The 26,745-nt window shown below is 56.0% G+C and carries 25 protein-coding genes; 9 read left to right on the forward strand and 16 right to left on the reverse strand.

The features are described 5' to 3' along the window. Positions 1-265: 265 nt before the first annotated feature. On the reverse strand, positions 266-2,530 hold the full coding sequence (metE, locus tag NL510_RS21960; RefSeq protein WP_253380360.1) for a 5-methyltetrahydropteroyltriglutamate--homocysteine S-methyltransferase: 2,265 nt from the start codon (positions 2,528-2,530) through the stop codon (positions 266-268). A gap of 115 nt (positions 2,531-2,645) precedes the next feature. On the opposite strand from metE, the gene metR reads away from it, so the two are divergent. Beyond that, positions 2,646-3,599, forward strand: a complete 954-nt coding sequence (gene metR, locus NL510_RS21965) for an HTH-type transcriptional regulator MetR (protein ID WP_253380362.1) — start codon at positions 2,646-2,648, stop codon at positions 3,597-3,599. Here metR and NL510_RS21970 read toward each other — a convergent pair. The 3 genes from NL510_RS21970 to pldB all read right to left on the reverse strand — a co-directional run bounded on the left by NL510_RS21970 (position 3,487) and on the right by pldB (position 6,287). Next, positions 3,487-4,386 (reverse strand): carboxylate/amino acid/amine transporter, encoded by a 900-nt coding sequence (locus NL510_RS21970; RefSeq protein ID WP_253380364.1) that lies wholly within the window; start codon positions 4,384-4,386, stop codon positions 3,487-3,489. The two genes, metR and NL510_RS21970, sit on opposite strands and share 113 nt — an antisense overlap. Before the next feature lie 82 nt (positions 4,387-4,468). Next, positions 4,469-5,269: a sugar/pyridoxal phosphate phosphatase YigL gene (gene yigL, locus NL510_RS21975; RefSeq protein ID WP_253380367.1), complete on the reverse strand. Its 801-nt coding sequence runs from the start codon at positions 5,267-5,269 to the stop codon at positions 4,469-4,471. Positions 5,270-5,294: 25 nt separating this feature from the next. Continuing rightward, positions 5,295-6,287: a lysophospholipase L2 gene (gene pldB / locus NL510_RS21980; protein ID WP_253380369.1), complete on the reverse strand. Its 993-nt coding sequence runs from the start codon at positions 6,285-6,287 to the stop codon at positions 5,295-5,297. 109 nt (positions 6,288-6,396) lie between these two features. Here pldB and rhtB point away from each other — a divergent pair, with 109 nt between their 5' ends. Continuing rightward, complete coding sequence (gene rhtB / locus NL510_RS21985; RefSeq protein ID WP_253380371.1) at positions 6,397-7,017, forward strand: homoserine/homoserine lactone efflux protein; 621 nt, start codon at positions 6,397-6,399, stop codon at positions 7,015-7,017. Here the strand turns inward: rhtB and rhtC are convergent. The 3 genes from rhtC to pldA all read right to left on the reverse strand — a co-directional run bounded on the left by rhtC (position 7,014) and on the right by pldA (position 10,485). Then, on the reverse strand, positions 7,014-7,634 hold the full coding sequence (rhtC, locus tag NL510_RS21990) for a threonine export protein RhtC (RefSeq protein ID WP_006179256.1): 621 nt from the start codon (positions 7,632-7,634) through the stop codon (positions 7,014-7,016). The two genes, rhtB and rhtC, sit on opposite strands and share 4 nt — an antisense overlap. 61 nt (positions 7,635-7,695) lie before the next feature. Next, a complete protein-coding gene (gene recQ / locus NL510_RS21995; protein ID WP_253380373.1) occupies positions 7,696-9,525 on the reverse strand; it encodes an ATP-dependent DNA helicase RecQ in 1,830 nt (609 codons plus the stop codon). A gap of 90 nt (positions 9,526-9,615) precedes the next feature. Beyond that, positions 9,616-10,485 (reverse strand): phospholipase A, encoded by an 870-nt coding sequence (pldA, locus tag NL510_RS22000; RefSeq protein ID WP_253380375.1) that lies wholly within the window; start codon positions 10,483-10,485, stop codon positions 9,616-9,618. A 157-nt stretch (positions 10,486-10,642) separates the two neighbouring features. Between pldA and yigI the strand changes: the two genes are divergently transcribed. Both yigI and rarD read left to right on the forward strand, forming a co-directional pair. Beyond that, positions 10,643-11,110 carry an acyl-CoA thioesterase YigI gene (yigI, locus tag NL510_RS22005; RefSeq protein ID WP_253380377.1) on the forward strand — a complete coding sequence of 156 codons (468 nt, stop codon included), beginning with the start codon at positions 10,643-10,645 and terminating at the stop codon, positions 11,108-11,110. A gap of 51 nt (positions 11,111-11,161) precedes the next feature. Then, complete coding sequence (gene rarD, locus NL510_RS22010) at positions 11,162-12,058, forward strand: EamA family transporter RarD (protein WP_253380379.1); 897 nt, start codon at positions 11,162-11,164, stop codon at positions 12,056-12,058. A 42-nt stretch (positions 12,059-12,100) separates the two neighbouring features. Here rarD and corA read toward each other — a convergent pair whose 3' ends face one another. The 8 genes from corA to lptM all read right to left on the reverse strand — a co-directional run bounded on the left by corA (position 12,101) and on the right by lptM (position 19,032). Then, positions 12,101-13,051 carry a magnesium/cobalt transporter CorA gene (gene corA, locus NL510_RS22015; RefSeq protein WP_253380380.1) on the reverse strand — a complete coding sequence of 317 codons (951 nt, stop codon included), beginning with the start codon at positions 13,049-13,051 and terminating at the stop codon, positions 12,101-12,103. A gap of 150 nt (positions 13,052-13,201) precedes the next feature. After that, positions 13,202-13,258 (reverse strand): YsgD/CorL family protein, encoded by a 57-nt coding sequence (gene ysgD / locus NL510_RS22020; protein WP_212743980.1) that lies wholly within the window; start codon positions 13,256-13,258, stop codon positions 13,202-13,204. 149 nt (positions 13,259-13,407) lie between these two features. Further along, complete coding sequence (uvrD, locus tag NL510_RS22025; protein WP_253380382.1) at positions 13,408-15,570, reverse strand: DNA helicase II; 2,163 nt, start codon at positions 15,568-15,570, stop codon at positions 13,408-13,410. A gap of 79 nt (positions 15,571-15,649) precedes the next feature. Then, a complete protein-coding gene (gene yigB / locus NL510_RS22030) occupies positions 15,650-16,366 on the reverse strand; it encodes a 5-amino-6-(5-phospho-D-ribitylamino)uracil phosphatase YigB (RefSeq protein WP_253380384.1) in 717 nt (238 codons plus the stop codon). Further along, positions 16,366-17,268: a tyrosine recombinase XerC gene (gene xerC / locus NL510_RS22035; protein WP_253380386.1), complete on the reverse strand. Its 903-nt coding sequence runs from the start codon at positions 17,266-17,268 to the stop codon at positions 16,366-16,368. Before xerC ends, yigB begins: the two co-directional genes overlap by 1 nt. Beyond that, the gene (locus tag NL510_RS22040; protein WP_253380388.1) at positions 17,265-17,972 is read right to left on the reverse strand and encodes a DUF484 domain-containing protein; all 708 of its coding nucleotides are present in this window, start codon (positions 17,970-17,972) and stop codon (positions 17,265-17,267) included. Before NL510_RS22040 ends, xerC begins: the two co-directional genes overlap by 4 nt. After that, positions 17,969-18,793 carry a diaminopimelate epimerase gene (dapF, locus tag NL510_RS22045; RefSeq protein ID WP_253385061.1) on the reverse strand — a complete coding sequence of 275 codons (825 nt, stop codon included), beginning with the start codon at positions 18,791-18,793 and terminating at the stop codon, positions 17,969-17,971. The genes NL510_RS22040 and dapF overlap by 4 nt, the downstream gene beginning before the upstream one ends. A 35-nt stretch (positions 18,794-18,828) precedes the next feature. After that, complete coding sequence (gene lptM, locus NL510_RS22050; protein ID WP_253380390.1) at positions 18,829-19,032, reverse strand: LPS translocon maturation chaperone LptM; 204 nt, start codon at positions 19,030-19,032, stop codon at positions 18,829-18,831. Between the two features lie 135 nt (positions 19,033-19,167). On the opposite strand from lptM, the gene cyaY reads away from it, so the two are divergent. Next, positions 19,168-19,488 (forward strand): iron donor protein CyaY, encoded by a 321-nt coding sequence (gene cyaY, locus NL510_RS22055; protein ID WP_253380393.1) that lies wholly within the window; start codon positions 19,168-19,170, stop codon positions 19,486-19,488. A gap of 40 nt (positions 19,489-19,528) precedes the next feature. Here the strand turns inward: cyaY and cyaA are convergent, their stop codons facing one another. Further along, positions 19,529-22,072 carry a class I adenylate cyclase gene (cyaA, locus tag NL510_RS22060; protein ID WP_253380396.1) on the reverse strand — a complete coding sequence of 848 codons (2,544 nt, stop codon included), beginning with the start codon at positions 22,070-22,072 and terminating at the stop codon, positions 19,529-19,531. A 361-nt stretch (positions 22,073-22,433) separates the two neighbouring features. Between cyaA and hemC the strand changes: the two genes are divergently transcribed. The 4 genes from hemC to hemY are packed head-to-tail and all read left to right on the forward strand — an operon-like array spanning position 22,434 to position 26,513. After that, positions 22,434-23,375, forward strand: coding sequence for a hydroxymethylbilane synthase (gene hemC, locus NL510_RS22065; RefSeq protein WP_253380398.1), 942 nt, complete (start codon positions 22,434-22,436; stop codon positions 23,373-23,375). Then, positions 23,372-24,112, forward strand: coding sequence for a uroporphyrinogen-III synthase (hemD, locus tag NL510_RS22070; protein WP_253380400.1), 741 nt, complete (start codon positions 23,372-23,374; stop codon positions 24,110-24,112). The genes hemC and hemD overlap by 4 nt, the downstream gene beginning before the upstream one ends. Positions 24,113-24,132: 20 nt before the next feature. Continuing rightward, complete coding sequence (gene hemX / locus NL510_RS22075; protein WP_253380402.1) at positions 24,133-25,314, forward strand: uroporphyrinogen-III C-methyltransferase; 1,182 nt, start codon at positions 24,133-24,135, stop codon at positions 25,312-25,314. A gap of 2 nt (positions 25,315-25,316) precedes the next feature. After that, the gene (gene hemY, locus NL510_RS22080) at positions 25,317-26,513 is read left to right on the forward strand and encodes a protoheme IX biogenesis protein HemY (protein ID WP_253385063.1); all 1,197 of its coding nucleotides are present in this window, start codon (positions 25,317-25,319) and stop codon (positions 26,511-26,513) included. Positions 26,514-26,745: the final 232 nt, after the last annotated feature.

The raw sequence follows: 26,745 nt of genomic DNA on the forward strand, positions 1-26,745 counted from the left end.
AGCTATTTCAGGTGCTGGACTTGAGTTGTTATATTTTTTGCGTGCTTGCACGTAAAATAGAGCTGATACATCGTTAATGATAATGTTATTTCTACAGAGTAGTTTTGGATATTATCTCTGAATTTACTGAATTAATTTAGAATTCTTTTTTATCAAAAATAGAAGCGAACCGTATCTCGTAACAACCCTACCGAAAATCAAAATTAATAATGAGAAATAGTCTGTTCCCTCTCTCCCCATTTGAGGAGAGAGAGTGGTTTAGGCGTTAATTAGCCTGACGCAGATTGTGCGCCGCCTTCACCATATTCGCCAGCGCAGCGCGGGTTTCCGGCCAGCCGCGGGTTTTGAGGCCACAGTCCGGGTTTACCCACAGACGCTCAGCCGGAATGCGCTGGGCCGCTTTCTTCAGCAGGGCTTCAATCCACTCCACGTCCGGGACATTCGGGGAGTGAATGTCGTACACCCCTGGTCCAATTTCATTCGGGTAATCGAACTCCTCGAACGACTCCAGCAGCTCCATGTCTGAACGGGAGGTCTCGATGGTGATCACGTCGGCATCCAGCGCGGCGATGGAATCCATGATGTCGTTAAATTCGCAGTAACACATGTGCGTGTGGATCTGCGTGTCGTCCTTCGCCACTGCCGCGTTGATGCGGAAAGCCTCCACGCCCCACTGCAGATACGCCTCCCAGTCGCGGCGACGCAGCGGCAGTCCTTCCCGCAGTGCCGGTTCGTCAATCTGGATAATGCCAATACCCGCCGCTTCGAGATCCGCTACTTCATCACGCAGGGCCAGCGCAATTTGCTTCGCAATGGTTTCCCGGGTCACGTCTTCACGCGGGAAGGACCAGCAGAGAATGGTCACCGGGCCGGTGAGCATGCCTTTTACCGGTTTGTCGGTCAGGGACTGGGCGTATTTAGCCCACTCGACGGTGATGGCCTGCGGGCGGCTGACGTCGCCGATCACCACCGGCGGCTTCACGCAGCGGGAGCCGTAGCTCTGCACCCAGCCGTTTTGGGTAAATACGAACCCGTCCAGGTGCTCGCCAAAATATTCCACCATGTCATTACGCTCGGCTTCTCCGTGCACCAGCACGTCCAGACCTAAGCGCTCCTGCTCAACAATCGCCTGCTTGATATGTTCAGCAATGCCGGTACGGTAGTGGTTCGCATCCAGCTTTCCTTTTTTGAAATCCAGACGCAGGCCGCGAATTTCAGTGGTTTGCGGGAATGAACCAATCGTCGTGGTCGGCCATGCTGGCAGGTTGAAGCGGGCACGCTGCGCTTTGGCGCGGACGTGATAGCCATTCTGGCGCTGGCTGTCCCGCGCGGTGATGGCCGCCAGACGTTTTTCCACCGCCGGGTTGTGAACCCGGGTCGAGTGGCGACGCGCCTGGATCGGCGCGCTCCATTCGGCGATCGCTGCCGTATCGCCGCTGTTCAGCGCGTCGCGCAGCAGCGCCAGTTCTTCACATTTTTGCAGGGCAAAGGCAAACCAGCTTTTCACTTCTGCATCAAGACGGGTTTCAACGCGCAAATCAATTGGGCTGTGCAGCAGGGAGCATGACGATGCCACCCACAGTTCACGTTTGCCGACGATATCCTGAATTTGCGCATATTTTTCAGTAAGATCGGCCCGCCAGACGTTACGCCCGTTGACCACCCCGACTGAAAGCAGCCAATCGGCAGGCAGGCGTTTGTGCAGTTCCGCCACATCATCATTACCGTGAACCAGATCAACGTGCAGACCCTGTACCGGCAGCTTGCTGATGGTGTCGAGGTTCGGCGTAATACCTTCGAAATAGGTGGTCAGCAGCAGTTTCACCTGGCCGGTGAGCGCGTCGTAAGCCGGTTTGAAGGCATCAAGCCACGCTTGCGGCAACGCCAGCACCAGCGCCGGTTCGTCGATTTGCACCCACTGAATGCCGCGTTTGCCTAGCTCAATCAGCACTTGTTTGTACACCGGCAGGATCTCGTTGAGCAGGCTGAGTCGGTCAAACTGCTCGCCTTTCACTTTACCCAGCCACAGGTAGGTTACCGGCCCCAGCAGCACAGGTTTAACCGCGTGACCGAGCGCCAGCGCTTCGTCCACTTCATCCAGCAACTGGGTCCACGCCAGCGTGAACTGTTGGCCTTTTACGAACTCCGGCACCATATAGTGATAGTTGGTGTTAAACCACTTGGTCATTTCCGCCGCTGCCGCTGGTTCACCCGTTGGTGCACGGCCACGGCCAATGCGGAACAGGGTATCGATATCGACCGACCCATCTTTGTTCTGATGACGAGCCGGCACGTTGCCAAGCAGCAGGCTGGTGGTCAGAACATGGTCGTACCAGGCGAAATCGCCCACCGGCAGCAGGTCAATGCCCGCCTGTTTTTGCTGATCCCAGTGACGCGCCCGAAGCTCGCGGCCCACCGCCAACAGCTCTTCGCGGCTGGCGTTACCCGCCCAGTAGCTTTCTTGCGCTTTTTTCAGCTCGCGACGCAGGCCAACGCGAGGGAAACCGAGTGTGTGATTGCGAATGGTCATGCTATGCCCCTTATGAAATTCTTTATTTAGACGTCCAGATGTTTACACATCTATAATTGACAGGTACTGTGTATTCCTCAAGCGCAAAATGTTCATGGCGAAGTGAAGGACATTCATGATCGAGATTAAACACCTGAAAACGCTACAAGCGTTGCACAACAGCGGCTCTCTTGCAGCGGCAGCCGCCGCGCTGCACCAGACGCAATCCGCCCTTTCCCACCAGTTCAGCGATCTGGAGCAACGCCTTGGCTTTCGTCTTTTTGTCCGCAAGAGCCAGCCGCTGCGCTTTACCCCGCAGGGTGAAATTCTCCTGCAGTTAGCCAACCAGGTGTTGCCGCAAATTGCCAGCGCGCTGCAATCCTGCAACGAGCCGCAGCAGACTAAATTGCGTATCGCTATTGAGTGCCATAGTTGTATTCAGTGGCTGACCCCCGCGCTTGAGATCTTCAGAGAGAAATGGCCCCAGGTGGAGATGGACTTTAAATCCGGCGTGACGTTTGACCCACAGCCGTCACTTCAGCAGGGCGAGCTGGATTTGGTGATGACCTCGGACATACTGCCGCGCAGCGGCCTGCACTATTCCCCGATGTTTGATTTCGAAGTGCGCCTGGTGCTGGCCCCGGATCACCCGCTGGCCACCAAAACGCGCATTACGCCGGAAGACCTGGCCGCAGAAACGCTGCTGATTTATCCGGTGCAGCGCAGTCGTCTGGATATCTGGCGTCATTTTCTGCAGCCTGCGGGTATCAGCCCGCAGCTCAAGAGCGTCGATAATACTCTGCTGCTGATTCAGATGGTGGCGGCCAGAATGGGCATCGCGGCGCTGCCGCACTGGGTAGTGGAGAGTGTTGAACGCCAGGGTCTGGTGGTGAGCAAAACCCTGGGCGATGGGCTATGGAGCCGGCTGTACTCCGCCGTGCGCGACGGCGAGCAGCGTCAGCCGGTAACGGAAGCCTTTATTCGCTCAGCGCGGAACCACGCCTGCGACCACCTTCCGTTTGTGCGGAGCGCGGAGCGACCCAACGGCGATGTACCCACAGCGAAGCCAGGATCACCGTTCCCCCAATAAGGAAACTCGGCCAGTGCGGTTGTTCCTGCCAGATGGCGAGGTTCACCAACAATCCCGCCGGCACATGAACGTTATTCATAATCCCGAGCGTACCGGCGTCTACCTGCGTAGCGCCATAGTTCCACATAAAATATCCCAGCCCTGAGGCGACCACGCCAAGCCAAACCAGAACGCTCCACTGCACGGCGGTGGTCGGCAGTTTTTGCGGGTTCCCGAGCATACACCATGCCGCCACGGCAACAATCGCCGCCCCCATATAGAACCAGGCGAAGGCGTTGTGTTGCGGCATCGGGCGGGTTTCCATCAGGCGTTTGTATCCCACCATGCCGATGGCGAAGCTGATATTGGCAAGCTGAACAAACATCAGGCCAGTCCAGAAGTGATCGCTTACTTTGTCGTAGCGAATAATCGCCGCCCCTATCACCGCCAGCGCGGCGCTCAACAGATATCCCCAACGCAAACGCCGCTTGCTGAGCAGGTCGTAAATCAGGGTGATATAGAGCGGCGTTAATACGGTAAAGAGCAGGAATTCCGATACGGACAAGTAAACGTAAGCGCGGAAGCTGAACAGATACATGATGCCGAGCTGCATCGCGCCCACCAGCATGTACAGCAGAAGGGTTTTTAGCGTTTGCCCGCGAGAACGCAAGAACGGCAGGAACACCAGCGCCGCCAGTCCCACGCGCATCAACACCGAGAAGTAGCTGTCGACCGAACCGGCAAGGTATTCGCCAATCAGGCTAAAGGAGAAGGCCCACAGAATAGTGGTGATAATGAGTAGCGCCACAATGCTTGTCTCTCAGAAAGAAGGACGGGCATTGTAGCGAACTCTTGAGTTGACAACTGAGCGATAAATAACCGAATGAAGATTATTCTAGGAACAGCTTGCGCAGGTATTCAGGCACGGCGTTGTCGCCGTTGGTGCCAATCACCTCCAGCTTCGGGTGCAGGTCTTTCAGGCGCTGGTGCGCGTTCGCCATGATGCACCCTTTGCCTGCCATCGAGAGCATTTCCGCATCGTTCATGCCGTCGCCAAAGGCGATACAGTCTTTTAGTTCAAAGCCCAGGCGCTTCGCAACAGCCTCCAGAGCATGGCCTTTCGATACGCCACCGGCCATCACTTCCAGACAGGTCAGCGTAGAAAAGCTCACGTTCACACGGTCACCCCAGCGGGCGTTGATTGCCTGCTCCAGCGGCAGCAGCGCTTCGTGGCTGTCGCAGGTGAAGAACACTTTGCTGATGCCTTCTGGATCCAGCAGGCCCAGCTCGTACAGGGAGTAGTTAAATACCGCTTCCTTGAAGAAACGCATTTCGTCCGGGCGATGGCGGTTCATAAACCACTCATCGTCCCGGTAGATGTTAGTGATGATATCCGGGCTTTTGTGAACAACGCCGAACAGATCGCTGGCTATATCGCGATCCAGATTGTGGGTGAAGATCAGGTTGCCATCGGTGTCGTGTACGCGCGCACCGTTGGAGGTAATCATATAGGCTTTGATCTCCAGGTTATCGCGGATCTGCCCCACGTCCACGTGGTGGCGGCCAGTGGCGAACACAAAGTTCACACCACGGGCAGTCAGAAGCTTTAAGGTCTCTTTCGCGTAAGGCGAGAGAGTGTGGTCGGGAGAGAGCAGTGTGCCATCTAAGTCAGATGCGACAACCTGGTACATAGGGAAATTTAACCTCAATAGAAAATCAGTTATGCCTGTTGAAAAATTCAACAATGGCGTTAAGCGCGACTGAGCGCATGGCGTCCTTTTCAAAAAGGATCTCATGGTACGCGCCGCTGATGACCAGCGGTTTACCCCCTTCGCAGGGGTGCCCGGCGGCAGCGCGCAGTTCACAAAAACGGTCATGCATGCGGTTATCAACCACACGTTCTTCTTCCGCCTGAATCAGGAGGGTCGGCGTATCATCTTCACCGACCCCAGCCAGCACCTGCTCACCAGCGAGAATACCTTCCCGCACCCAATGCCAGGTGGGGCCACCAACGCGCAGACGCGGCTCATCGGCGTAAAAACGCAGGTTACGGCGGTAACGCTGCCGGCTGTGGGTTAACACGTTGAGCGCGAAAGGCAACGCACGCCAGCGCCCTGTGCCAATGGCGTACCCTTCACGAATGCGCTGATGGCCCTCAGCCCAGTCAAGAAGATGGCGCACCACCCAGTCAGGGAAACGTATCACAATCCCGTACATCGGCGCGGTCAGCGCAATGGCATCGCACTGGTGTTCGTGACGCTGCAAAAACAGCGTAGAAATCGCGCCGCCCATTGAGTGGGCAAGAATATAGCGCTTGCGCCACGGGCCAGGCTCAACTTCCTGCTGCCAGAACGCGGCCAGATCGTCGACGTAATCGCTGAAGTTATCCACGTGTCCGCGATGGGTATCCGATAACATCCGCCCCGAAAGCCCTTGCCCGCGATGGTCAATAATCAGAACATCAAAGCCCAGATGCACCAGGTCATAGGCCAGCTCGGCGTACTTGATATAGCTTTCAATCCGCCCGGGGCAGATAACGATAACGCGATCGTTTTTTTCATCGCGAAAACGCACGAAGCGTACCGGTATGTCACCGACGCCCGTAAACTCATCTTCCTCACGCTGCCGCCAGAAATCGGTCAGCGGCCCCATGGAGAAAGCAGCAAAAGCGTTTTCTCGTGTTTGCCAGTCCTTTTTCTGTTGAAACATCGGGTTTCCACCCCCGTAATCCAGGGAAAATCGTTTTTTTCGTTAACGGTCACAAAATGAAGCAACAATAGGGTATTGTGGCATAAAAACAGACGATTCGGGGATTCAAATGACCTTCGAGTGGTGGTTCGCTTATCTGCTCACGTCCATCATCCTCAGCCTTTCACCAGGCTCGGGTGCCATCAATACCATGACCACCTCCATTAACCATGGTTACCGCGGGGCCGTGGCGTCTATCGCCGGGTTGCAGACCGGGCTGGGCATGCACATTGTGCTGGTTGGGATCGGTCTTGGGACGTTGTTCTCCCGCTCGGTACTGGCCTTTGAGGTGCTAAAATGGGCCGGTGCGGCATACCTGATTTGGCTTGGCATTCAGCAGTGGCGCGCGGCGGGCTCCCTTAATCTGAATACCCTGGCCCGGACGCAAACGCGCGGTCATCTTTTTAAACGTGCGGTATTCGTTAATCTGACCAACCCCAAAAGCATTGTTTTTCTGGCAGCCCTGTTCCCGCAGTTTATCGTGCCGCATCAGCCCCAGGTGATGCAGTACGTGGTGCTGGGCGCGACCACCATTATTGTCGATATCATTGTGATGATTGGTTACGCGACGCTGGCGCAGCGAATTGCGGCGTGGATCAAAGGGCCTAAACAGATGAAGGCCCTGAACAAAGTCTTTGGTTCGCTGTTTATGCTGGTTGGCGCGCTGCTTGCGTCAGCGCGTCATGCCTAGCGAGAAATGATGAGATGAATGCCGAAGCCGGCGAACAGCGCGCCGGCAAAGCCGTCGATCCACTTCGCGATGCGCTGGTAGCCGCGACGCATCGCCGGTAAGGCAAACAGGCTTGCCACAACGGTAAACCAGGCGAACGTCTCAACAACGATCAGCAGGAAGATCCCCCAGCGCGCGCCCGCGCCGACGTTATCCCCTACAAACAGCGAGAACACGGAGCCGAAGTAGATAATCGCTTTCGGGTTCGCCAGGTTGGTCAGCAGCCCTTTCACAAAGCTACGGCCGCCCGTTGCCAGCTCAACCTTTGGCTCTTCCGGCTTTTTCTCTTCTTTCTTCAGCGCCCCGCGCAGCATCTGGTAGCCCATCCAGCACAGGTACAGACCGCCGCCGACCATGATGATGTTATGCAGCCACGCCATTTTCGCCAGGATCAGGTTCAGACCGAGCAGCGCAACCGCCGCCCAGACCATGACGCCCATGGTAATACCGAGCACACCCATCATTGCCTCTTTGCGGGAGCGGCTGACGGCCGTTTGTGACACGAAGAAAAAGTCAGGGCCGGGGCTCATCAGCGCAACGATGTGCACTAACGCCACGGTGAGAAATAGCATTAACATAATTAACTCGCGGGAAAATCGTTCAGTGTGTCACCATCCTGGCACTTTTTCGCCCGTCTGACTACTCCTCATCATCACCGTCGGCATGCGCACGAATAAGCGCCATAAACTCTTTGCCAAAACGCTCAAGCTTGCGCGTGCCAACGCCGTTGACGCTGAGCATCTCGCTGGCGCTGAGCGGCATTTGCTCGGCCATCTCGATAAGCGTCGCGTCGTTGAACACCACGTATGGCGGGATGTTCTCTTCATCCGCAATGGCTTTACGCAGCTTACGCAGCTTGGCGAACAGCTTGCGATCGTAGTTACCGCCGTAGGATTTCTGCATCACGCGCGGCTTCAGGGCGACGACGCGCGGAACGGCGAGCTTCAGTTCAACCTCGCCACGCAGGACCGGTCGCGCCGCCTCGGTAAGCTGAAGCGCAGAGTGCTGGGCAATATTTTGCGTGGCAAAGCCGAGATGGATCAGCTGGCGGATGATACTGACCCAGTGCTCGTGGCTCTGGTCTTTCCCGATGCCATAAACCGGCAGCTTGTCGTGACCCATATCGCGGATACGCTGGTTATTGGCGCCGCGCAGCACTTCTACCACGTAGCCCATCCCGAAGCGCTGGTTCACGCGTCCGATGGTCGAGAGCGCTTTACGCGCGTCCATCAGGCCATCGTACTGCTTCGGCGGATCAAGGCAGATATCGCAGTTGCCGCACGGTGCCTGACGCCCTTCACCAAAGTAGTTGAGCAGCACCAGACGGCGGCAGGTTTGCGCTTCGGCGAAGGCCCCCATCGCGTTGAGCTTATGGCGTTCAATATCCTGCAACTGCCCCTGCGGTTTCTCCTCGAGACAGCGGCGCAGCCACGCCATATCCGCCGGATCGTAAAACAGCATCGCTTCCGCAGGCAGGCCGTCACGCCCGGCGCGACCGGTTTCCTGATAGTAGGATTCAATATTGCGCGGGATGTCGAAATGCACCACGAAGCGCACGTTGGGTTTGTTGATCCCCATCCCGAACGCCACCGTTGCGACCACGATTTGCAGGTCGTCGCGCTGGAATTTCTCCTGCACGTCGGCGCGGATATGGTTCTCTAACCCGGCGTGATAGGCTGCGGCGCTAAAGCCACGGTTTTGCAGACGCGCGGCGGTGTCTTCTACCTTTGCGCGGCTGTTGCAGTAAATGATCCCGGACTTGCCTCGCTGCTCCTGCACGTAGCGTAAGAGCTGGTCCAGCGGCTTGAACTTTTCCATCAGCATGTAGCGGATGTTGGGGCGATCGAAGCTGCTGACCTGAATAAACGGATCGTTTAGCCCCAGCAGACGAACAATATCAAGACGCGTTGTATCATCCGCCGTGGCGGTAAGCGCCATAAACGGCAGCTCGGGGAAGCGCTGGCGCAGTTGGCCGAGTGCGGCATATTCCGGGCGAAAATCGTGTCCCCACTGGGAGATACAGTGCGCTTCATCTACTGCCAGTAGCACCGGTTTCCAGTGCGCGAGTTGCTCGAGAAAGTTATCCAGCATCAGACGTTCCGGGGCGATGTAAAGCAGCCTGACCTGCCCGGTTCGGCAACCGGCCATCACCTCTTGCTGCTGCTCGCGGGTCTGCGTGGAGTTGATACAGGCCGCCGCAACGCCATTGGCAAGCAGTTGGTCGACCTGGTCTTTCATCAGCGAAATAAGAGGCGATACGACGACCGTCAGGCCGTTAAGCACCAGCGCCGGAACCTGATAGCAGAGCGATTTCCCGCCGCCGGTCGGCATCACTACCAGGCAATCACGCCCTTCCAGCACCGTTTCAATGATGGTTTCCTGGCCAGGACGGAACTGCTGATAGCCAAAGGTTTCCTGCAAAACCTGTTTAGCCAGCGATTCCTGATTCAATACTTCCGCCTGCGCCACATTAACCCCATATGCCAGAAATAAAACAGGCGCTATTTTCAGCGCCTGAGAGAGAAACTTCAACGTTTAACGTAAAAACATTCGAGCTGCCTAAAAAATATCGTTCAGCATCACGCCCACACCGACGCGGGTCTGATTAAAGTTGTAGTCGATAAGCGACTCGCCGTAGCCGCTGTAGACCTGCGTATAGAGGCGCACGTGTTTCGTCACCGGGTAGCTTAAACCCAGCTCCGCACCGCCGTAGCCCGTGTTCCAGTTATACTGGCCTTTGGCGCTTAGCACCGCCTCACCCAGTTGATAACCAAGTTTGAGCTGATAGTAGCCCATATATTTGGTGATATCCGGGTTGTCATCGGTACTGCCCATCACGTACCACGGCTTCACTTCCACCATAAAATTGCCGTTTTGCGCCATTAAACGGGTATAGGCACGGTTCCAGCTGCGCGACGTTGGGTCGGAACGGCCGTTAGAATCATGGTTAACACCGACTTCAACGTCACGCAGCGTCCATCCGGCAAATTCATAATCGGTTGCGAAACCGAGGAACAGCTGCGGCTCATAATTGGTTTCACGGAAGGGGGACGATTCTCCGCTGTTGGAGAGCTGCCACCAGGATTTCTGCGTGTAAGAAGCGCCGAGCACTGAGTTTGGCCCCAGAATGCCGCGCCAGAACGGGAACGCCAGGCTGAGCTGGAACTTGACCTCATCTTTTCGGGCATTATCGGACCAGGTATAGGAGCTTATCGCCTCTTTGTTGAGATCGCTGGTCTGGGTGTAGATAACGTAGTTGGTATCATACGGATAAAGCGTGAACGGATTATCATGCTCCTGAAGCAGGTTTGCGATAATGCTGCCACGAACGGCAGGTTTATCATGCACCTCTTTAACCGTCGCTTCCTGCGCATATGCCGTGAGGGGCAGCGCAGCTACCGCCAGTAAGCAACCCAGATACGTCCGCATCAGTGGTATTCTCCTGAAATCGTCACATTTGATGAATAGTTTCGGGCATTCTACAGACTTCTAAGATAACTTCCCGCCTCCTCGTTTCTGAAAGTGGAATTCTCTGATGACGAGGCATAAAATCAACATTTTGTTAACAACAAGGATGCCATTTCTCATGTCTGCCACGCTTACTGCTGAAGATGCGTTGAAACTCGTGGGCGAGATTTTTGTTTATCACATGCCGTTTAACCGCGCACTGGGGCTGGAGCTGGAGCGCTACGAGAACGCCTTTGCTCAACTCAGCTTTACCCATCAACCGATGATGGTAGGTAATTGGGCGCAAAATATTTTGCACGGCGGCGTGATTGCCTCCGCGCTGGACGTGGCGGCCGGGCTGGTCTGCGTGGGGAGCACCCTGACGCGCCATGACGCTATTAATGAAGATGAGCTACGTCAGCGCCTGTCGCGGATGGGCACCATCGATTTACGCGTCGACTACCTGCGCCCGGGACGCGGTAATCGCTTTACCTGCACCAGCAGTCTGCTGCGCGCGGGCAATAAAGTCGCGGTGGCCCGCGTTGAATTACATAACGAAGAACAGATTTATATCGCCAGCGCAACTGCCACTTATATGGTGGGTTGATGCGGCAAAATCGGGTAAAGTTATTTCACTTTTTTGTAACGGATTATCCCGATGGATGCTAAACAGACGCGGCAGGGCGTTTTACTCGCCCTTGCCGCTTATTTCATTTGGGGGATCGCCCCCGCGTACTTCAAGCTCATCGCCTATGTGCCCGCTGACGAGATCCTGACTCACCGCGTTATCTGGTCCTTCTTCTTTATGATCGCCCTGATGAGCATCAGCCGTCAGTGGTCTGGCGTCAAAACTCTGCTGAGAACCCCAAAAAAGGTGTTCCTGCTGGCGCTCTCTGCGGTGCTGATTGGCGGTAACTGGCTGCTGTTTATCTGGGCGGTGAATAACCATCATATGCTTGAAGCCAGTCTCGGCTACTTTATTAACCCGCTGGTCAATATCGTGCTGGGGATGATTTTCCTCGGTGAACGCTTCCGCCGTATGCAGTGGGTGGCGGTGATCCTCGCCTTCTGCGGCGTGCTGGTGCAGCTGTGGACCTTCGGTTCACTGCCGGTCATCGCGCTGGGGCTGGCGTTCAGCTTTGCCTTCTACGGCCTGGTGCGTAAAAAAATCGCCGTCGAAGCGCAAACCGGGATGCTGTTCGAAACCCTGTGGCTGCTGCCAGTAGCCGCGATTTACCTTTTCGGCATTGCCGATAGCGCCACCAGCCATATGGGCAGCAACCCGTGGTCGCTGAATCTGATGCTGATGGCGGCGGGTGTCGTGACCACCATTCCGCTGCTGTGCTTCACCGGGGCGGCGACGCGCCTGCGTCTCTCCACGCTGGGCTTTTTCCAGTACATAGGCCCCACGCTGATGTTCCTGCTGGCAGTGGTGTTTTACGGCGAAGTGCCGGGTGCGGATAAAATGGTGACCTTTGCGTTTATTTGGGTAGCGCTGGCGATATTTGTCGCTGACGCGATTTATACCCAGCGCAGAGTGCGCAAAGGGGGATAGGAGAATAACGGGCGGGTAAGCACAGCGCTACCCGCCTGATTGTTACAGCCAGTTCTTACGCTTAAAGTACAGATATGGCGCCAGCCCGGCGAGGATCATAAAGATAATTGCTCCGGGGTAACCAAAGCTCCAGCGCAGTTCCGGCATAAACTCAAAGTTCATCCCGTAGCTTGATGCCACCAGCGTCGGGGGCAGGAACACCACGGAGACCACCGAGAAGATCTTGATGATGCGGTTTTGCTCGATATTGATAAAGCCCATCGCCGCCTGCATCAGGAAGTTGACCTTCTGGAACAGAGATTCGTTGTGCGGCAGCAGAGATTCGATATCGCGCAGGATCTCACGTGCCTGCTCCAGCTGGCCGCCCGGCAGACGGGCTTTACGCACCAGGAAGTTCAGCGCACGCTGGGTGTCCATCAGACACAAACGCACCTTCCAGCCGATATCTTCCAGCTCCGCCAGCGTGGAGAGCGCTTCATCGTATTCATCGCCCTGATGGCCTTCCATGATCACACGGCTCAGCTTTTCCAGATCGCTGTAGATGTTTTCAATTTCATCCGCCAGCTGTTCAATTTTGGTTTCGAACAGATCGAGCAGCAGTTCATAGGCGTTGCCGTCGACCATCGCCTGGCTGCGGGCGCGCATACGATAGAGGCGAAACGCTGGTAATTCGCGCTCGCGCAGGGTGAACAAGCGACCATCGCGAATGGTAAACGCCACGGTGGAGTTCCCCGCGTGATCTTCGGCATCTTCAAAGAAGAAGAAGGAGTGAATATGCAGGCCGTCTTCATCTTCAAAAAAACGTGCAGATGCTTCGATATCTTCCAGCTCTGGACGCGTTGCCAGGCTTTGCCCCAGTTCAGATTGCACGCGAAGACGTTCATCGTCGTCCGGCTCGACCAGATCCACCCATACGGCCTCAATGAGGGGCTGTGACTCTTCGGCTTCAAGCCGAGTCAGTCGGTTTTTTTCGAGTAGAAATGCGCTCAACATGACCGGGACTCCCAATGCAAAAAATATCGGACAGTTCGGTTGGCACACAGAAACAACTTGGGTTTCAGACCATTAAACAGCCTGACTCAGCGCGACGGGAAGAATACAGTCGCTGACAACCACTAAGGCCATCAGCACGAGGAGATAGCCTTAGGAGTTGTTCCTGGATGACAGGGAATTGAGCCAGTATCTACTGGGTGTGTCCAAGGCGAATGTCCTCTTAGCGTAATCGTGCGCGCATGTTACGCCAGCAGTAACAGTGGCGTCAACACGCAACGGAACGCTGAAGGGCATTAATTGACCTTCAGCATATAAGGCTAACAGATTATTGCAAAATAATGATATTTTTCTGAATGTTACACCGTTTCAAGCTTCGCATAGGCGGCCACCAGCCATTTGATCCCCTGTCCCTGGAACGCCACCTGGAGACGGCTGTGCTCGCCGCTGCCTTCCAGATTCACAATGGTGCCCTCGCCAAATTTCGAATGACGCACGCGCTGGCCCAGCTTGAACCCGGTGTCATTTTCCGCGACAGGCGTGCCCATGCGCTGGTGGCTAACCGGACGGCTAATACTTGCGCGCAGGCGTACCTCTTCCACACAGGCTTCCGGCAGTTCACCGATAAAGCGCGAAGGACGGTGATACACCTCTTTGCCGTACAGACGGCGGGTTTCCGCGTAGGTTAGCGTCAGTTTTTGCATCGCACGCGTCACCCCCACGTAGGCCAGGCGACGTTCCTCTTCCAGACGCCCGCCTTCATCCAGCGACATCTGGCTCGGGAACATGCCTTCTTCCATACCGACGATAAATACCTGTGGGAACTCCAGCCCCTTGGCGGAGTGCAGGGTCATTAGCTGAACCGCATCCTGCCAGGTATCCGCCTGCCCTTCACCCGCTTCCAGCGCGGCGTGAGAGAGAAATGCCTGCAGCGGCATCAGATCTTCGTCTTCTTCGTTATAGCTGAACTGGCGCGTGGCCGTCACCAGTTCCTCTAAGTTCTCAATTCGGGTCTGGCCTTTTTCGCCTTTTTCCTGTTCGTACATGTTCCGTAGGCCGGAGTCTTTGATCACCCGGTCGGTCTGTACGTGCAGCGGCATATCGGCCGTTTCCTGGGCCAGCGCATCAATCAGTTCGATGAAGCGCTGCAGCGCACTGGCGGCTCGTCCGGCGAGCGCTTTCTCCTGCAACAGTTCGCGGCAGGCCTGCCAGAGCGTGAGCTGGCGTTCGCGGGACGCCTGACGCACCACGTCCAGCGTACGGTCGCCGATGCCGCGAGTTGGCGTGTTGACCACGCGCTCAAACGCCGCGTCGTCATTACGGTTAGCAATCAGACGCAGATACGAAAGCGCATCTTTGATTTCCTGACGTTCGAAGAAGCGCATGCCGCCGTAAATACGGTAGGGCATACTTACCTGCAGTAACGCCTCTTCAAGCACGCGCGACTGGGCGTTGCTACGATAGAGAATGGCACACTGCTCCAGCGCGCCGCCGTTGTCCTGCCAGGTTTTGATGCGATTAACCACGAAGCGCGCTTCGTCCAGCTCGTTAAAGGCACAGTAAAGCGAGATCGGCTCACCGTCGACGCCGTCGGTCCACAGCTTTTTACCCAGGCGCCCGTTGTTGTTTTCAATCAGGGCATTGGCCGCGCTCAGAATGTTATTAGTTGAACGGTAGTTCTGCTCCAGACGGATGGTCTCTGCGCCCGGGAAGTCGGTGAGGAAACGCTGGATGTTTTCAACCTGCGCGCCACGCCAGCCGTAAATCGACTGATCGTCATCGCCTACGATCATCACCTTACCGGTATCACCGGCCAGCATGCGGATCCACGCGTACTGGATGTTGTTGGTATCCTGAAATTCGTCCACCAGAATATTGGTGAAGCGTTCACGGTAGTGCTGCAGGATGTGCGGCTTGTTGAGCCACAGCTCGTGAGCGCGCAATAGCAGCTCGGCGAAATCGACCAGCCCGGCGCGATCGCAGGCTTCCTGATAGGCTTTGTAGACATTCTGCCAGGTCTGTTCAACCGGGTTGCCGAAGCTTTGAATATGATGCGGACGCAGCCCTTCATCCTTCTGACCGTTGATGTACCACATCGCCTGACGTGGCGGCCACTGTTTCTCGTCGAGGTTCATGGCTTTGATCAGGCGCTTAAGCAGACGCAGCTGGTCTTCACTGTCCAGGATCTGGAAATCCTGCGGCAGGCTGGCGTCCATATGGTGCGCACGCAGCAAGCGGTGTGCCAGGCCGTGGAAGGTGCCGACCCACATGCCGCCCTGGCTGGTGCCCATCAGCTGTGCGATACGGTGGCGCATCTCTGCCGCTGCTTTATTGGTGAACGTCACCGCCATAATGGAGTAAGGCGAGCAATGTTCAACACACTGCAGCCAGGCGATACGGTGAACCAGCACGCGCGTCTTACCACTGCCCGCCCCAGCCAGCACCAGCATGTTGGTGCGCGAGGCGGCAACCGCGTCACGCTGTTTGTCATTAAGGCTGTCGAGCAGGTAAGAAACGTCCATTGGCACCATCACGTCATGTCGGGCAGGCGAATGTATTCCTTCGCCAAAGCCCTGTTAATTTATACAGAACAATTGGTGATTATATCAGCGTCGTGAGGGATGCCAACCGTGAAATTTCCACGTGCGGCAGGAGACGGCTGTCCTGCGTTGTCATCAGGTCAGCATTTTCCGGCTTGATCCAGCAGGCCTGCATGCCGCAGCGGATCGCGCCAGCCACGTCCGTGGTGAGGTCGTCACCCACGTGCAGAATTTTGCCGAGCGGCAGGCTCAGCTTTTCCGCCGCCAGGTGATACATATCGTTGAACGGCTTCGAGCGTCCGTGCGGGCCCGCACGCAATACAAACTCAAAGTAATCGCCCAGCCCGAACAGCTCGGGCTGGGCATTGCCGTTGGTGATCGCCACCAGCGGCCACTTTTTCGCAAGCTGTGCCAGCGTGTCGTGCGTCTCCTGCGGCACATCAATACGGCTACGCCATTTGGCGAAGTTTTCCATTGACGCTTGCGCGCCTCTGGCCGCATCACGCACATTCATGCCGGCATTTAACATTGCCAGCTCAACGGCGCGACGGCGCCATTCGGTCACGTCGTGATAAATTTCCGGTTCGGTCTCCCGCAGAGACTGTCGCAGCTGCTGGAAGTCCTTGTTTTGCATTTTTTGTAATGCCGGGTGGTAATTTTGCACAAACGCCAGCGACTCCTGCTCAGTACGCAGGATCACCTGACGGTTGTCATAAAGGGTGTCATCGAGGTCAAAAGTGAGTGCTGAGATCTCACCGAGTGGGCGGTAAAAACGCATTATTTCCCCCGTTTAGCGCGTGGATGCGCCGCGTCATACACCGAGGCCAGGTGCTGGAAGTCTAAGTGGGTGTAGATTTGCGTGGTCGACAGATTCGCGTGGCCGAGAAGTTCCTGCACGCCGCGCAGATCGCCGCTTGATTCAAGCATGTGGGTGGCAAAGGAGTGGCGCAGCTTATGCGGATGAACGTGGCTGTTCAGCCCCTGCTTAATGCCCCACTCCGCAAAGCGCTTCTGCACGTTACGCGCCGAGATCCGCTTGCCGAGTTTCGATAAAAACAGCGCATCTTCGTCAGCACCAAACAAGCCACGTAGATCCAGCCAGTGCTCAATCCAGGAGACCGCATTGCGGCCAACAGGCAGGCGGCGCTCTTTGCTACCTTTGCCCATCACCCATACTTCGCCGGATTCCAGATCGAGGTGTTTAAGATCGAGATTCACCAGCTCGGAAAGACGCAGGCCGGCACCGTACATCACCTCTAACATCGCGCGGTCGCGCACAGCCAGCGGATCGTTAAGATCGATATCCAGTAGACGGTTGACATCGTCGACATCGATATTTTTAGGCAGATGGCGCGGGGATTTTGGCGTCGCGACCCCTTTTGCCGGGTTCGCGTTTAAATCGCCCTGGCTGACCAGCCAGTCGAGGAAACTGCGTAACGCAGAGAGTCTTAGCGCCACGCTGGCAGGGCCTAACCCTTTCCTGCGGCTGCGCACAACGAACCCGCGAACCGTCGCAGCGTCGCACTGCTGCCAGCTTTTCAGGCCGATCTCCCCGGCAATCTGCAGGATGGCGTCAAGCTGACGCTGATAGTTGAGCAGCGTAATGGGGCTGAGCTGACGCTCCACGCCCAGATAACGCAGAAAACGCGTGACGTCAGTAGCGAGCAATACGTCCATCATACGCGCTCAATCCAGCGCTCCAGCAGCTCGGGCAGCATCAAGGCAATTTCCTGCAGCAGTTGCGTGCCTTGCCCCTGCTCGTAGTGATGCGCGTCGCGGCTGGTAAATAACATCACGCCCAGATCGCCATCGCGCCCCATCAGCGACATGGCTACCGAGCCAATAGCTTTGGCCTCCGGCAACACCACCAGCAGCTCAGGTCCGTTCAGCGGCCCCAGATAGTGATGTGCCTGCCCGAGACGCTGAATGCGTAGCGGTTCAAACGCCTGACGGTTCAGTGCCAGATGGGTAAAGCCGGACGGTGCGCCAATTCGCCAGCGCTCAGGGAAGAGACGCAGGGTAGCGCCGGCCAGCCCCAGTTCACGCGCCCAGCGGTGAAATCGGCTCAGGAACTCGTCAAGGCTATGCGCCGAGGCCAGACGCGCCTGCAAATGCAGCAGACGATAAAACAGGCTTTCGTTATTATTCGCCTGCTCCATCAGCAGCGTCATGTTCTCTTCGAGCTGATTAATGTGGTTGCGCGAACGTGCCATCTGCCATTCGACTAACGACACGGTTCCACGCACCGGATGCGGCACGCGCATCTGTTCGACGACGCATGCATTGCGAATAAAAAACGCAGGATTGCGCAGCAAATAATCAACAACAGCTCTGTCGTCCAGCTCCGTCAGCGTTTCCTGCAGTTCTTCCCCTGGCTGTTTCATAGATGGATAAACCCGTCATAGACATGTGCCGCCGGGCCAGTCATATACAGTGGATGACCCGGTCCTTTCCAGGCGATATCAAGGCGACCGCCTGGCAATTCCACGCGAACCTCTTCTGCCAGTAACCCCTGGGAGATGCCAACCGCGACGGCAGCACAGGCACCGCTTCCGCAAGCCTGGGTTTCGCCCGCGCCGCGCTCGAATACGCGTAAACGAATATGCTCACGTTTCACCACCTGCATAAAACCGATATTTGCCCGCTCCGGGAAGCGCTCATGGCTTTCCAGTACCGGGCCGAGGCTTTCTACCGCAGCGGTTTCAACATCATCAACCTGAATAACGCAGTGCGGATTGCCCATCGAAACGACGCCGCACAATACTGTCTGCTCGGCTGCACGCATAATATAAGTCTTTTCCGCTTTGTTTGCGCGAAACGGTACGACGGAGGGCTCGAAGTTCGGCTCGCCCATGTTAACACGCACCAGCTCGTCATCGGTGACGCTGAGCACCATGCGGCCATTGGCGGTGCTGACGCGGATATCACGCTTGCTGGTTAGCCCTTTCAGGCGGACAAAGCGGGCAAAACAGCGCGCGCCGTTGCCGCACTGGGAGACTTCACTGCCGTCCGCATTAAAAATACGATAGTGGAAATCAAGGTCAGGATCGTAGGGCGGTTCAACCACCAGCAGTTGATCAAACCCCACGCCCAGATGCCGGTCCGCCAGACGACGGATCAGTTCCGGGGAGAAAAAGACATTCTGCGTTACCGCGTCGACGACCATAAAATCGTTGCCAAGGCCATGCATTTTAGAGAACTGCATCATTTGCTCCATTGCGCGGGTACAGAACGTAATCGTCAGTTATTGATCTGAGTCGGGCCACCATTGTTGCCGCGATCGTTCCTGTCTGGCGTGGTGGACTCGATGCCGCTTTTTACAGGTCTCGTCGGTGGTGGTGCGGTTTTATCCGCAGGCGGGAAGTACAGCGGCCCTTTCAGCCCACAGCCGGTCAGGCTAAACAGCGTGACGAGAACGGCAAGCGTTCGGAAAACATTTTTCATTATAAAGTTGCCCGTAAGTTCAAATCTGTTTCTATCATCGCAGGAGAAGACACAAAAGCAAGAGTTTGCCGCTTTCCTGCAACGGGAATTATTTAGCGTTATACTGCGGCCATCACGAAAAACAGGAACAAAACCATGAACGACAGTGAATTTCATCGCCTTGCCGACACCCTGTGGATGACCATCGAAGAACGCCTCGACGACTGGGATGGCGACAGCGACATCGATTGTGAAATCAACGGCGGTATCCTGACCTTAAGCTTTGAAAACGGCAGCAAAGTTATTATTAACCGCCAGGAGCCGCTTCACCAGGTCTGGCTGGCAGCCAAACAGGGCGGATACCATTTCTCCTGGCAAGAGGGAGAGTGGGTGTGTGACCGTAGCGGCGTGCCGTTCTGGGATCTGCTGGAGCAGGCCGCGACCGCGCAGGCGGGTGAGACCGTCAGTTTCAGGTAATTTTTTGCCGGGTGGCGCAGCGCTTTCCCGGCAGGCGGGTTCATGAGAAGTACTGTTGCAGCAGCGGAGCAGTGTCCTGGTTGGCGGGCATCGCCGGCGCAACTGCCTGCGTGCGGAACGGGATCACCTGCGTACGGCCATCTACGGTCACAATCTGGTAGAACTGCGGCAGGTTGAAGTTGATAAAGCTTGAGCCATAGGTAAAGCGGTCGTGCGAAGAGGAGTAGAAGCGGCTAACGTCCCGCACCAGCTCCTCTTTACTGCCTTCACAGTGGTGATAGACCTCGGCGCGGTTGGTCTCATCCAGGATATAAATATTAAAACCAGCATCGTCGCCCGACTGTTCGAAGAAGAACTGAATAATCCCCTCACTGGCAAAGCCATCGACCACCTGCGGCAATTTGACGTGGTTGGTTTCCACCTGCACCGACAAGCCATGCAGCTTGTTGTGCGAGATAGCGCCGTAAAACTCTATCGCATTTTCCAGTTTCTGCACTGACACATTCAGGCGTTCAAAGAACAGCCCCCAGGTCTGGCCGGAAACGCGCAGCGCTTTAAAGCGCCCGGTTTCCTGGCGGGTGCTGGAGAGACGCAGTTCGATGCATTCAGAAACCAGCTGCTGCACGCGAGTACGAATCAAACCGCGCAGATGCTGGCTATAGCAGAACACCTCTACGCTGTCCGGCGGCGCGGCATCCTGATGCATCTTACCGAGAATGGTTTTCAGCGCTTCGATCATCGCCTGCTCGCCGTTAAAGTGCAGGGTACGCACTTCATTCCACGAGTTGCGGTACAGCAAGTCTACGCTGCCCACCAGGCAGTTTTGCTGCTCGCCGAAGCTGAAGACATCCAGTTTGCGGAAATCAAAGTGAACCACCTGATTGCGGAAGGCCGCCGTCGGGTCGTACTCCAGATTGACGATAATCGCCAGGTGGCGAATTTCACACGGGCTGTAAAGTGCTTTTGGCGTCGGCGCGGGCAGACGCAGCGGGAAGTGGTGCGACACATCCGCCACCATCTCCTGCAGTTTGGCTAAATCGACCACCTCGTTACCCTTGATAAACAACCGGGTGCGCGAGGTCAGCAGGCCGTTAAACCAGGCCCAGGCCACCAGCTTGTTCAAATAACGGTTATATTCCAGCGGCTGATGGCTGACGATGGAATCCATGCTTGGCGCACGGTTGTACAGATACCACCCGGTACGGTTTGCGCGGCCCGGCGGCACATAGATAAAGGTCAGGTTCGGTTCTGACAGGTCTGGTGAAATCTGCGGGTTCACCAGCGTGACTTTACCCGGCAGCGCTTCGAAAGCGGCGTACAGTTTACGGGTCAATACCCCGATGTCCTGCGGGCTGGCGGAAACGCTGAGGTTGTTGCGCCGCGCAAAGCGGATCAAATTACGATAGCTTTGCATCATCGCATCAAGCAGTTCATTGTGCGCTTCACGCACCTGATCGATTTTCCAGTTGGCGCGGTTGTCGAGCATGGACAGGCGTTCTTCTTCCCATCCCCACTCTTTCACTAATTGACTGACCACTTCACGACGCCAGCCAACGCATGCGCGCTCGCGGCTGAGCTTTTCACACACTTTGAGATAGAAACATCGACGCACAAGGTCAAGACGCGTGGTGTCATCAATGGCTTTCAGGTATTCGGTGACGCGTTCCAGCATCATGCAGTAGGCATCAAGCCCAAAGGAGACGATCTCCCCATCGTGCAGACGCTGCTTGATATCTTTTGCCAGTAGTCGCGGGGCGGGATATTCCCAGGAATAGGCTTCGAGCAGCAGGGTTTTCAGCACCGCTTTGTAAGGGGAATCAATACTTTTATAAAGCTGCCAGAGGCTCGCGCCAAAGTACTCTTCTGCCGACAGCGAGCTCAGGCCGCCGAGATCCAGCCATTCGTTTGGCGTCAGAACGCCCTGCGAATAGAGCGACATCACGTAATCATCGTAATGCTCTTCTTCGTCGCACGGCACCATATTCCATAGAATACGCTTCCCGGCCAGGCGCACGGCGCTACGGTAAAACTCATCCAGCAGTAAGATGTGCTGGGTCGAACCGCAGTCTTCGCCCCCCAGACTGCCGCTTTCATTATGGCGGAAACGGTTTTCATCAATCAGGAAGAAGCTCACTTCCACGCCGAGCGACGCCGCCCAGCTTTCGAGCAGGCTGCATTTACGCTGCAGAAGCTGGCGCTCGTCGTTATCAAGCCAGGATTGATGGCAGACCCAGATATCCAGGTCAGAAGAACAGCTTTGTCCTACCGATGACGTGCTTCCCATAGAGTAAACGCCGGTAATCGGCAGCTCGCCTTTTGGAGAGACCTGCGGCGGCATACCGCGGTAGAGTTCAAGCTCGTTGAGATAGTGCTGTTGGGTTTCATCAGGCGTGAAGAGGCAAATGCCCTGGGGAACGTTACCATCAAGGTAACCTGGCATCAGCGGATGGTGATAATGCAGTAATGTCGGCAGCAGACTGTAAACCTGTTGGAAAGCAGGTCCCATTGCAGCAAGCGCGCGATCCACACGCAATTGATTTATGGCATCCAGTCTCTGTTTCAGAGTCTCAATATAGAGGTACAAGACATATCGCCTGATGTTCCCGGGCGTCACACCTTATTCAAAAATCGAATAACCGTGGGCCCGCAGTATTCAAAAAGATAACCGTTACCCTTTTTCGCCCTTATCTGTATGGTCGTACAGACGAAAAAATGGTCTAAAACGTGATCAATTTAACACCTTGCCGATTGACCGTAAAGAAAGTTGCGCTACATACAAAGTGTAGCAGCAATCTGTACGCATAAATTCCTGAATACGGTAGTGGCTGACGAGTACGCCACCTCTCCCTCTTTATTTTATCATCTGTGCAACATCAACCGTAAAACTGCCATCCGGGAGTCAACAATGTTAGGATGGTTAGTGATTGATAATGACGGTAACAAGCATGTTAGACAATGTTTTGAGAATTGCCACACGCCAAAGCCCCCTCGCGCTCTGGCAGGCACATTATGTTAAGCAGTGCCTCGAAGCCTGCCACACAGGATTACGCGTCGAGCTGGTGCCAATGGTGACGCGCGGCGACGTGATTCTTGATACACCGCTGGCGAAAGTCGGCGGAAAAGGCCTGTTTGTTAAAGAGCTGGAATTGGCATTGCTTGAGAACCGCGCCGATATCGCCGTACATTCCATGAAAGACGTGCCCGTAGCGTTCCCACACGGGTTGGGGCTGGTGACCATCTGCGAGCGCGAAGACCCGCGTGATGCGTTCGTCTCCAATCAATATGACTCGCTGGAGGCCTTGCCGGCAGGTAGCGTGGTTGGCACGTCCAGTTTACGCCGTCAATGTCAGTTGGCTGAACGTCGTCCGGACCTGGTTATCCGCTCCTTGCGCGGTAACGTCGGCACGCGCCTCGGCAAGCTGGATAACGGTGATTACGATGCGATTATTCTCGCCGTGGCGGGGCTGAAGCGTCTGGGGTTGGCGTCGCGTATTCGCGTCGCGTTGCCGCCAGAACTCTCGCTCCCCGCCGTGGGTCAGGGTGCCGTTGGCATTGAGTGCCGTCTGGAAGATACGCGTACCCGACACCTTCTTGCGCCGCTGAATCATGACCTGACCGCCATCCGCGTTAAAGCCGAGCGGGCAATGAATACCCGCCTCGAAGGCGGCTGTCAGGTGCCAATTGGCAGCTATGCTGAATTAAGCAACGGTGAACTGTGGTTGCGTGCGCTGGTTGGCGCGCCGGACGGTTCACAGATGGTACGCGGCGAGCGTCGCGGCCATCCGCAAGACGCAGAAGCGCTTGGCGTATCGCTGGCAGAAGAGTTGCTCAATAACGGTGCCCGTGAAATCCTGGCCGACGTCTATAATGGAGAACCCCCTGCATGAGTATTCTTGTCACCCGCCCTTCTCCCGCAGGAGAGCATTTAGTGAGCCGTCTGCGCGCACTGGGGCAGGTGGCCTGGAGTTTTCCGCTGATTGAATTCTCCCCGGGTCGCGAGCTGCCTACGCTCGCCAACGCGTTGAATACTTTGCATGACGGCGATCTGCTGTTTGCGCTGTCGCAACATGCCGTGGAATTCGCCCATGCGCAGTTGCAACAGCAAGGGCATCGCTGGCCAACCACCCCCCGCTATTTTGCCATTGGCCGCACGACCGCGCTGGCCCTGCATACCAACAGTGGAATAGACGTTCGCTATCCGTTAGATCGGGAAATCAGCGAAGTCTTGCTACAATTACCTGAATTACAAAATGTTGCGGGAAAACACGCCCTGATTTTACGCGGGAATAGCGGACGCGAGCTGCTGGGGGAAACGCTGCGGGAACGCGGTGCTAGCGTCACGTTCTGCGAATGCTATCAGCGTTGCGCAAAAAAGTATGATGGCGCGCAAGAGGCGATGCGCTGGCATACGCGCGGCATCAACACGCTGGTGGTGACCAGCGGTGAAATGCTGCAGCAGCTTTGGACGCTCATTCCGCACTGGTATCGTGAAAACTGGTTACTCCGCTGCCGGCTTCTGGTCGTCAGCGAGCGTCTGGCGAACCATGCCCGGGAGCTGGGCTGGCAAGATATTCGGATCGCCGATAACGCCGACAACGATGCGCTGCTGCGCGCATTACAATAACTCTCAAATGGGAAGCCATAATGACGGAACACGAAAAACCCTCCGCCGTGGTTGAAGAGACCAGGGAGACTGTGGAGGTTACGCCACAGTCAGAAACGACTGAGAAAACTGTTGAGAAAAAAAACGGCAGCAGTAAAACCAGCCTTGCGCTGAGCGCGATTGCCATCGCCATTGCGCTGGCGGCAGGCGTGGGCCTGTACGGCTTAGTGAAGCAGCAAGGTGCGAACCAAACGACTGCCCGCGATGCGCTGGTTAACCAGTTGACCGCGCTACAAAAAGCGCAGGAGACGCAGAAAACCGAGCTGGAAGGCATTATTAAACAACAGGCTGCCGCACTTGCAGATGCGAACAGCAAGCAGGAAGAGCTGGCCAAACAGCTGGACGAAGTGCAGGAAAAGGTTGCCACCATTTCCGGTACCGATGCCAAAACCTGGCTGCTCTCACAGGCCGATTTCCTGGTCAAACTGGCCGGGCGTAAGCTGTGGACCGATCAGGATGTCACCACGGCCGCCGCGCTGCTGAAAAGCGCCGATGCAAGCCTGGCGGACATGAATGACCCAAGCCTTATCGCCGCACGCCGCGCGATCACGGAAGATATCGCCAGCCTCTCCGCCGTTTCACAGGTGGATTATGACGGCATTATCCTCAAGGTGAACCAGCTCTCCAACCAGATCGATAACCTGCAGCTAGCGGATAATAACGATGATGATTCCCCCATGGATTCCGACGGTACAGAGCTGTCCAGTTCACTGAGTGAATGGCGGGTAAACCTGCAAAAAAGCTGGCAGAACTTTATGGACAACTTCATCACTATTCGCCGCCGTGATGAGACCGCCGTACCGCTGTTAGCACCGAACCAGGATATCTATCTGCGCGAAAATATTCGCTCCCGCCTGCTGGTTGCGGCGCAGGCTATTCCGCGTCATCAGGAAGAGACCTATAAACAGGCGCTGGATAACGTCTCGACGTGGGTTCGCGCTTACTACAATACCGATGATGCCACCACCACGGCATTCCTCGAAGACATCGATAAGCTTAGCCAGCAAAACATTACCATGAACGTGCCGGATAAGCTGGAAAGCCAGCCGATTCTGGAGAAGTTGATGCAGACGCGCGTGCGTAACCTGTTGGCACAACCGGGCATGCCGGCAGAACCGGCAGCCGAAGCGCCAGCGCCTGAAAATGCGCCACAAGGAGAGTAATGATGCTGAAAGTCCTCTTACTCTTTATCCTGCTGATCGCCGGGATCGTCCTCGGACCAATGCTGGCGGGCCATCAGGGGTACGTTCTGATCCAGACCGATAACTACAACATCGAAACCAGCGTAACGGGGCTGGCGATCGTGCTGATCCTCAGTGTCGTGGTGTTGTTTGCTATCGAGTGGATCCTGCGCCGCATCTTCCGCACCGGAGCACATACCCGCGGCTGGTTTGTTGGCCGTAAGCGCCGTCGCGCCCGTAAGCAGACCGAGCAGGCGCTGCTTAAGCTCGCCGAGGGTGACTATCAGCAGGTTGAAAAGCTGCTGTCAAAGAATGCCGACCATGCCGAACAGCCAGTGGTGAACTACCTGTTGGCGGCTGAAGCCGCGCAGCAGCGTGGCGATGAAGCCCGCGCCAATCAGCATCTTGAACGTGCGTCTGAACTGGCTTCAAATGACCAGATCCCGGTAGAAATTACACGCGTTCGTCTGCAGCTGGCACGTAATGAGAACCACGCCGCGCGTCATGGAATAGACCGTCTACTGGAAATCACCCCGCGCCATCCTGAAGTGCTACGCCTTGCCGAGCAGGCCTATATTCGCACCGGTGCCTGGGGCTCGCTGCTGGATATCATTCCTTCCATGGCGAAAGCGGAAGTGGGTGATGATGAGCATCGTGATGAGCTTCAGCGTCTGGCGTGGATTGGGCTGATGGACCAGGCGCGCGCCGATCTGGGCAGCGATGGTCTGAAAACCTGGTGGAAGAATCAGAGCCGTAAAACGCGTCAGCAGGTTCCCCTGCAGGTGGCAATGGCGGAACATCTGATTGAATGTGACGATCATGACACCGCACAGGAGATCCTCCTCGACGGACTGAAACGCCAGTACGACGATCGTCTGGTAATGGTGATCCCGCGTCTGAAAACCAATAACCCGGAGCAAATTGAAAAAATGCTCCGCCAGCAGATCAAATCCGTCGGCGATCGGCCCCTGCTCTGGAGCACGCTGGGCCAGTCGCTGATGAAGCACGGCGAGTGGCAGGAGGCGGGTCTCGCCTTCCGTGTGGCGCTAAAACATCGCCCGGATGCGTTTGATTACGCGTGGCTTGCCGATACGCTGGATAAGCTGCACAAGCCGGAAGAGGCGGCAGCCATGCGCCGGGACGGCCTGTTATTGACGTTGCAAAATAATGCCCCTCAGTAGTGAACAAAATGCCTGATGGTGGTTCGCTATCAGGCATAAGCCCTTCTTTTGCCAGACTTTCCGCAAGCCAAAAAAAACGCCTGCTATAACAGCAGGCGTTAAAACAGGTCTGTAAGACAACATAATGGTGCTTCACTCAACGTTGTGTCCATGGTGTTTGATGAGGCCGAAGCGACATCTGTCGGTGGACGATAAGCACCCTAAATGGCTCTGCGTCATTCCTGAGTTTATG

Origin of the sequence: unidentified bacterial endosymbiont (assembly GCF_918797525.1) — a bacterium.
GTDB lineage: Bacteria > Pseudomonadota > Gammaproteobacteria > Enterobacterales > Enterobacteriaceae > Enterobacter.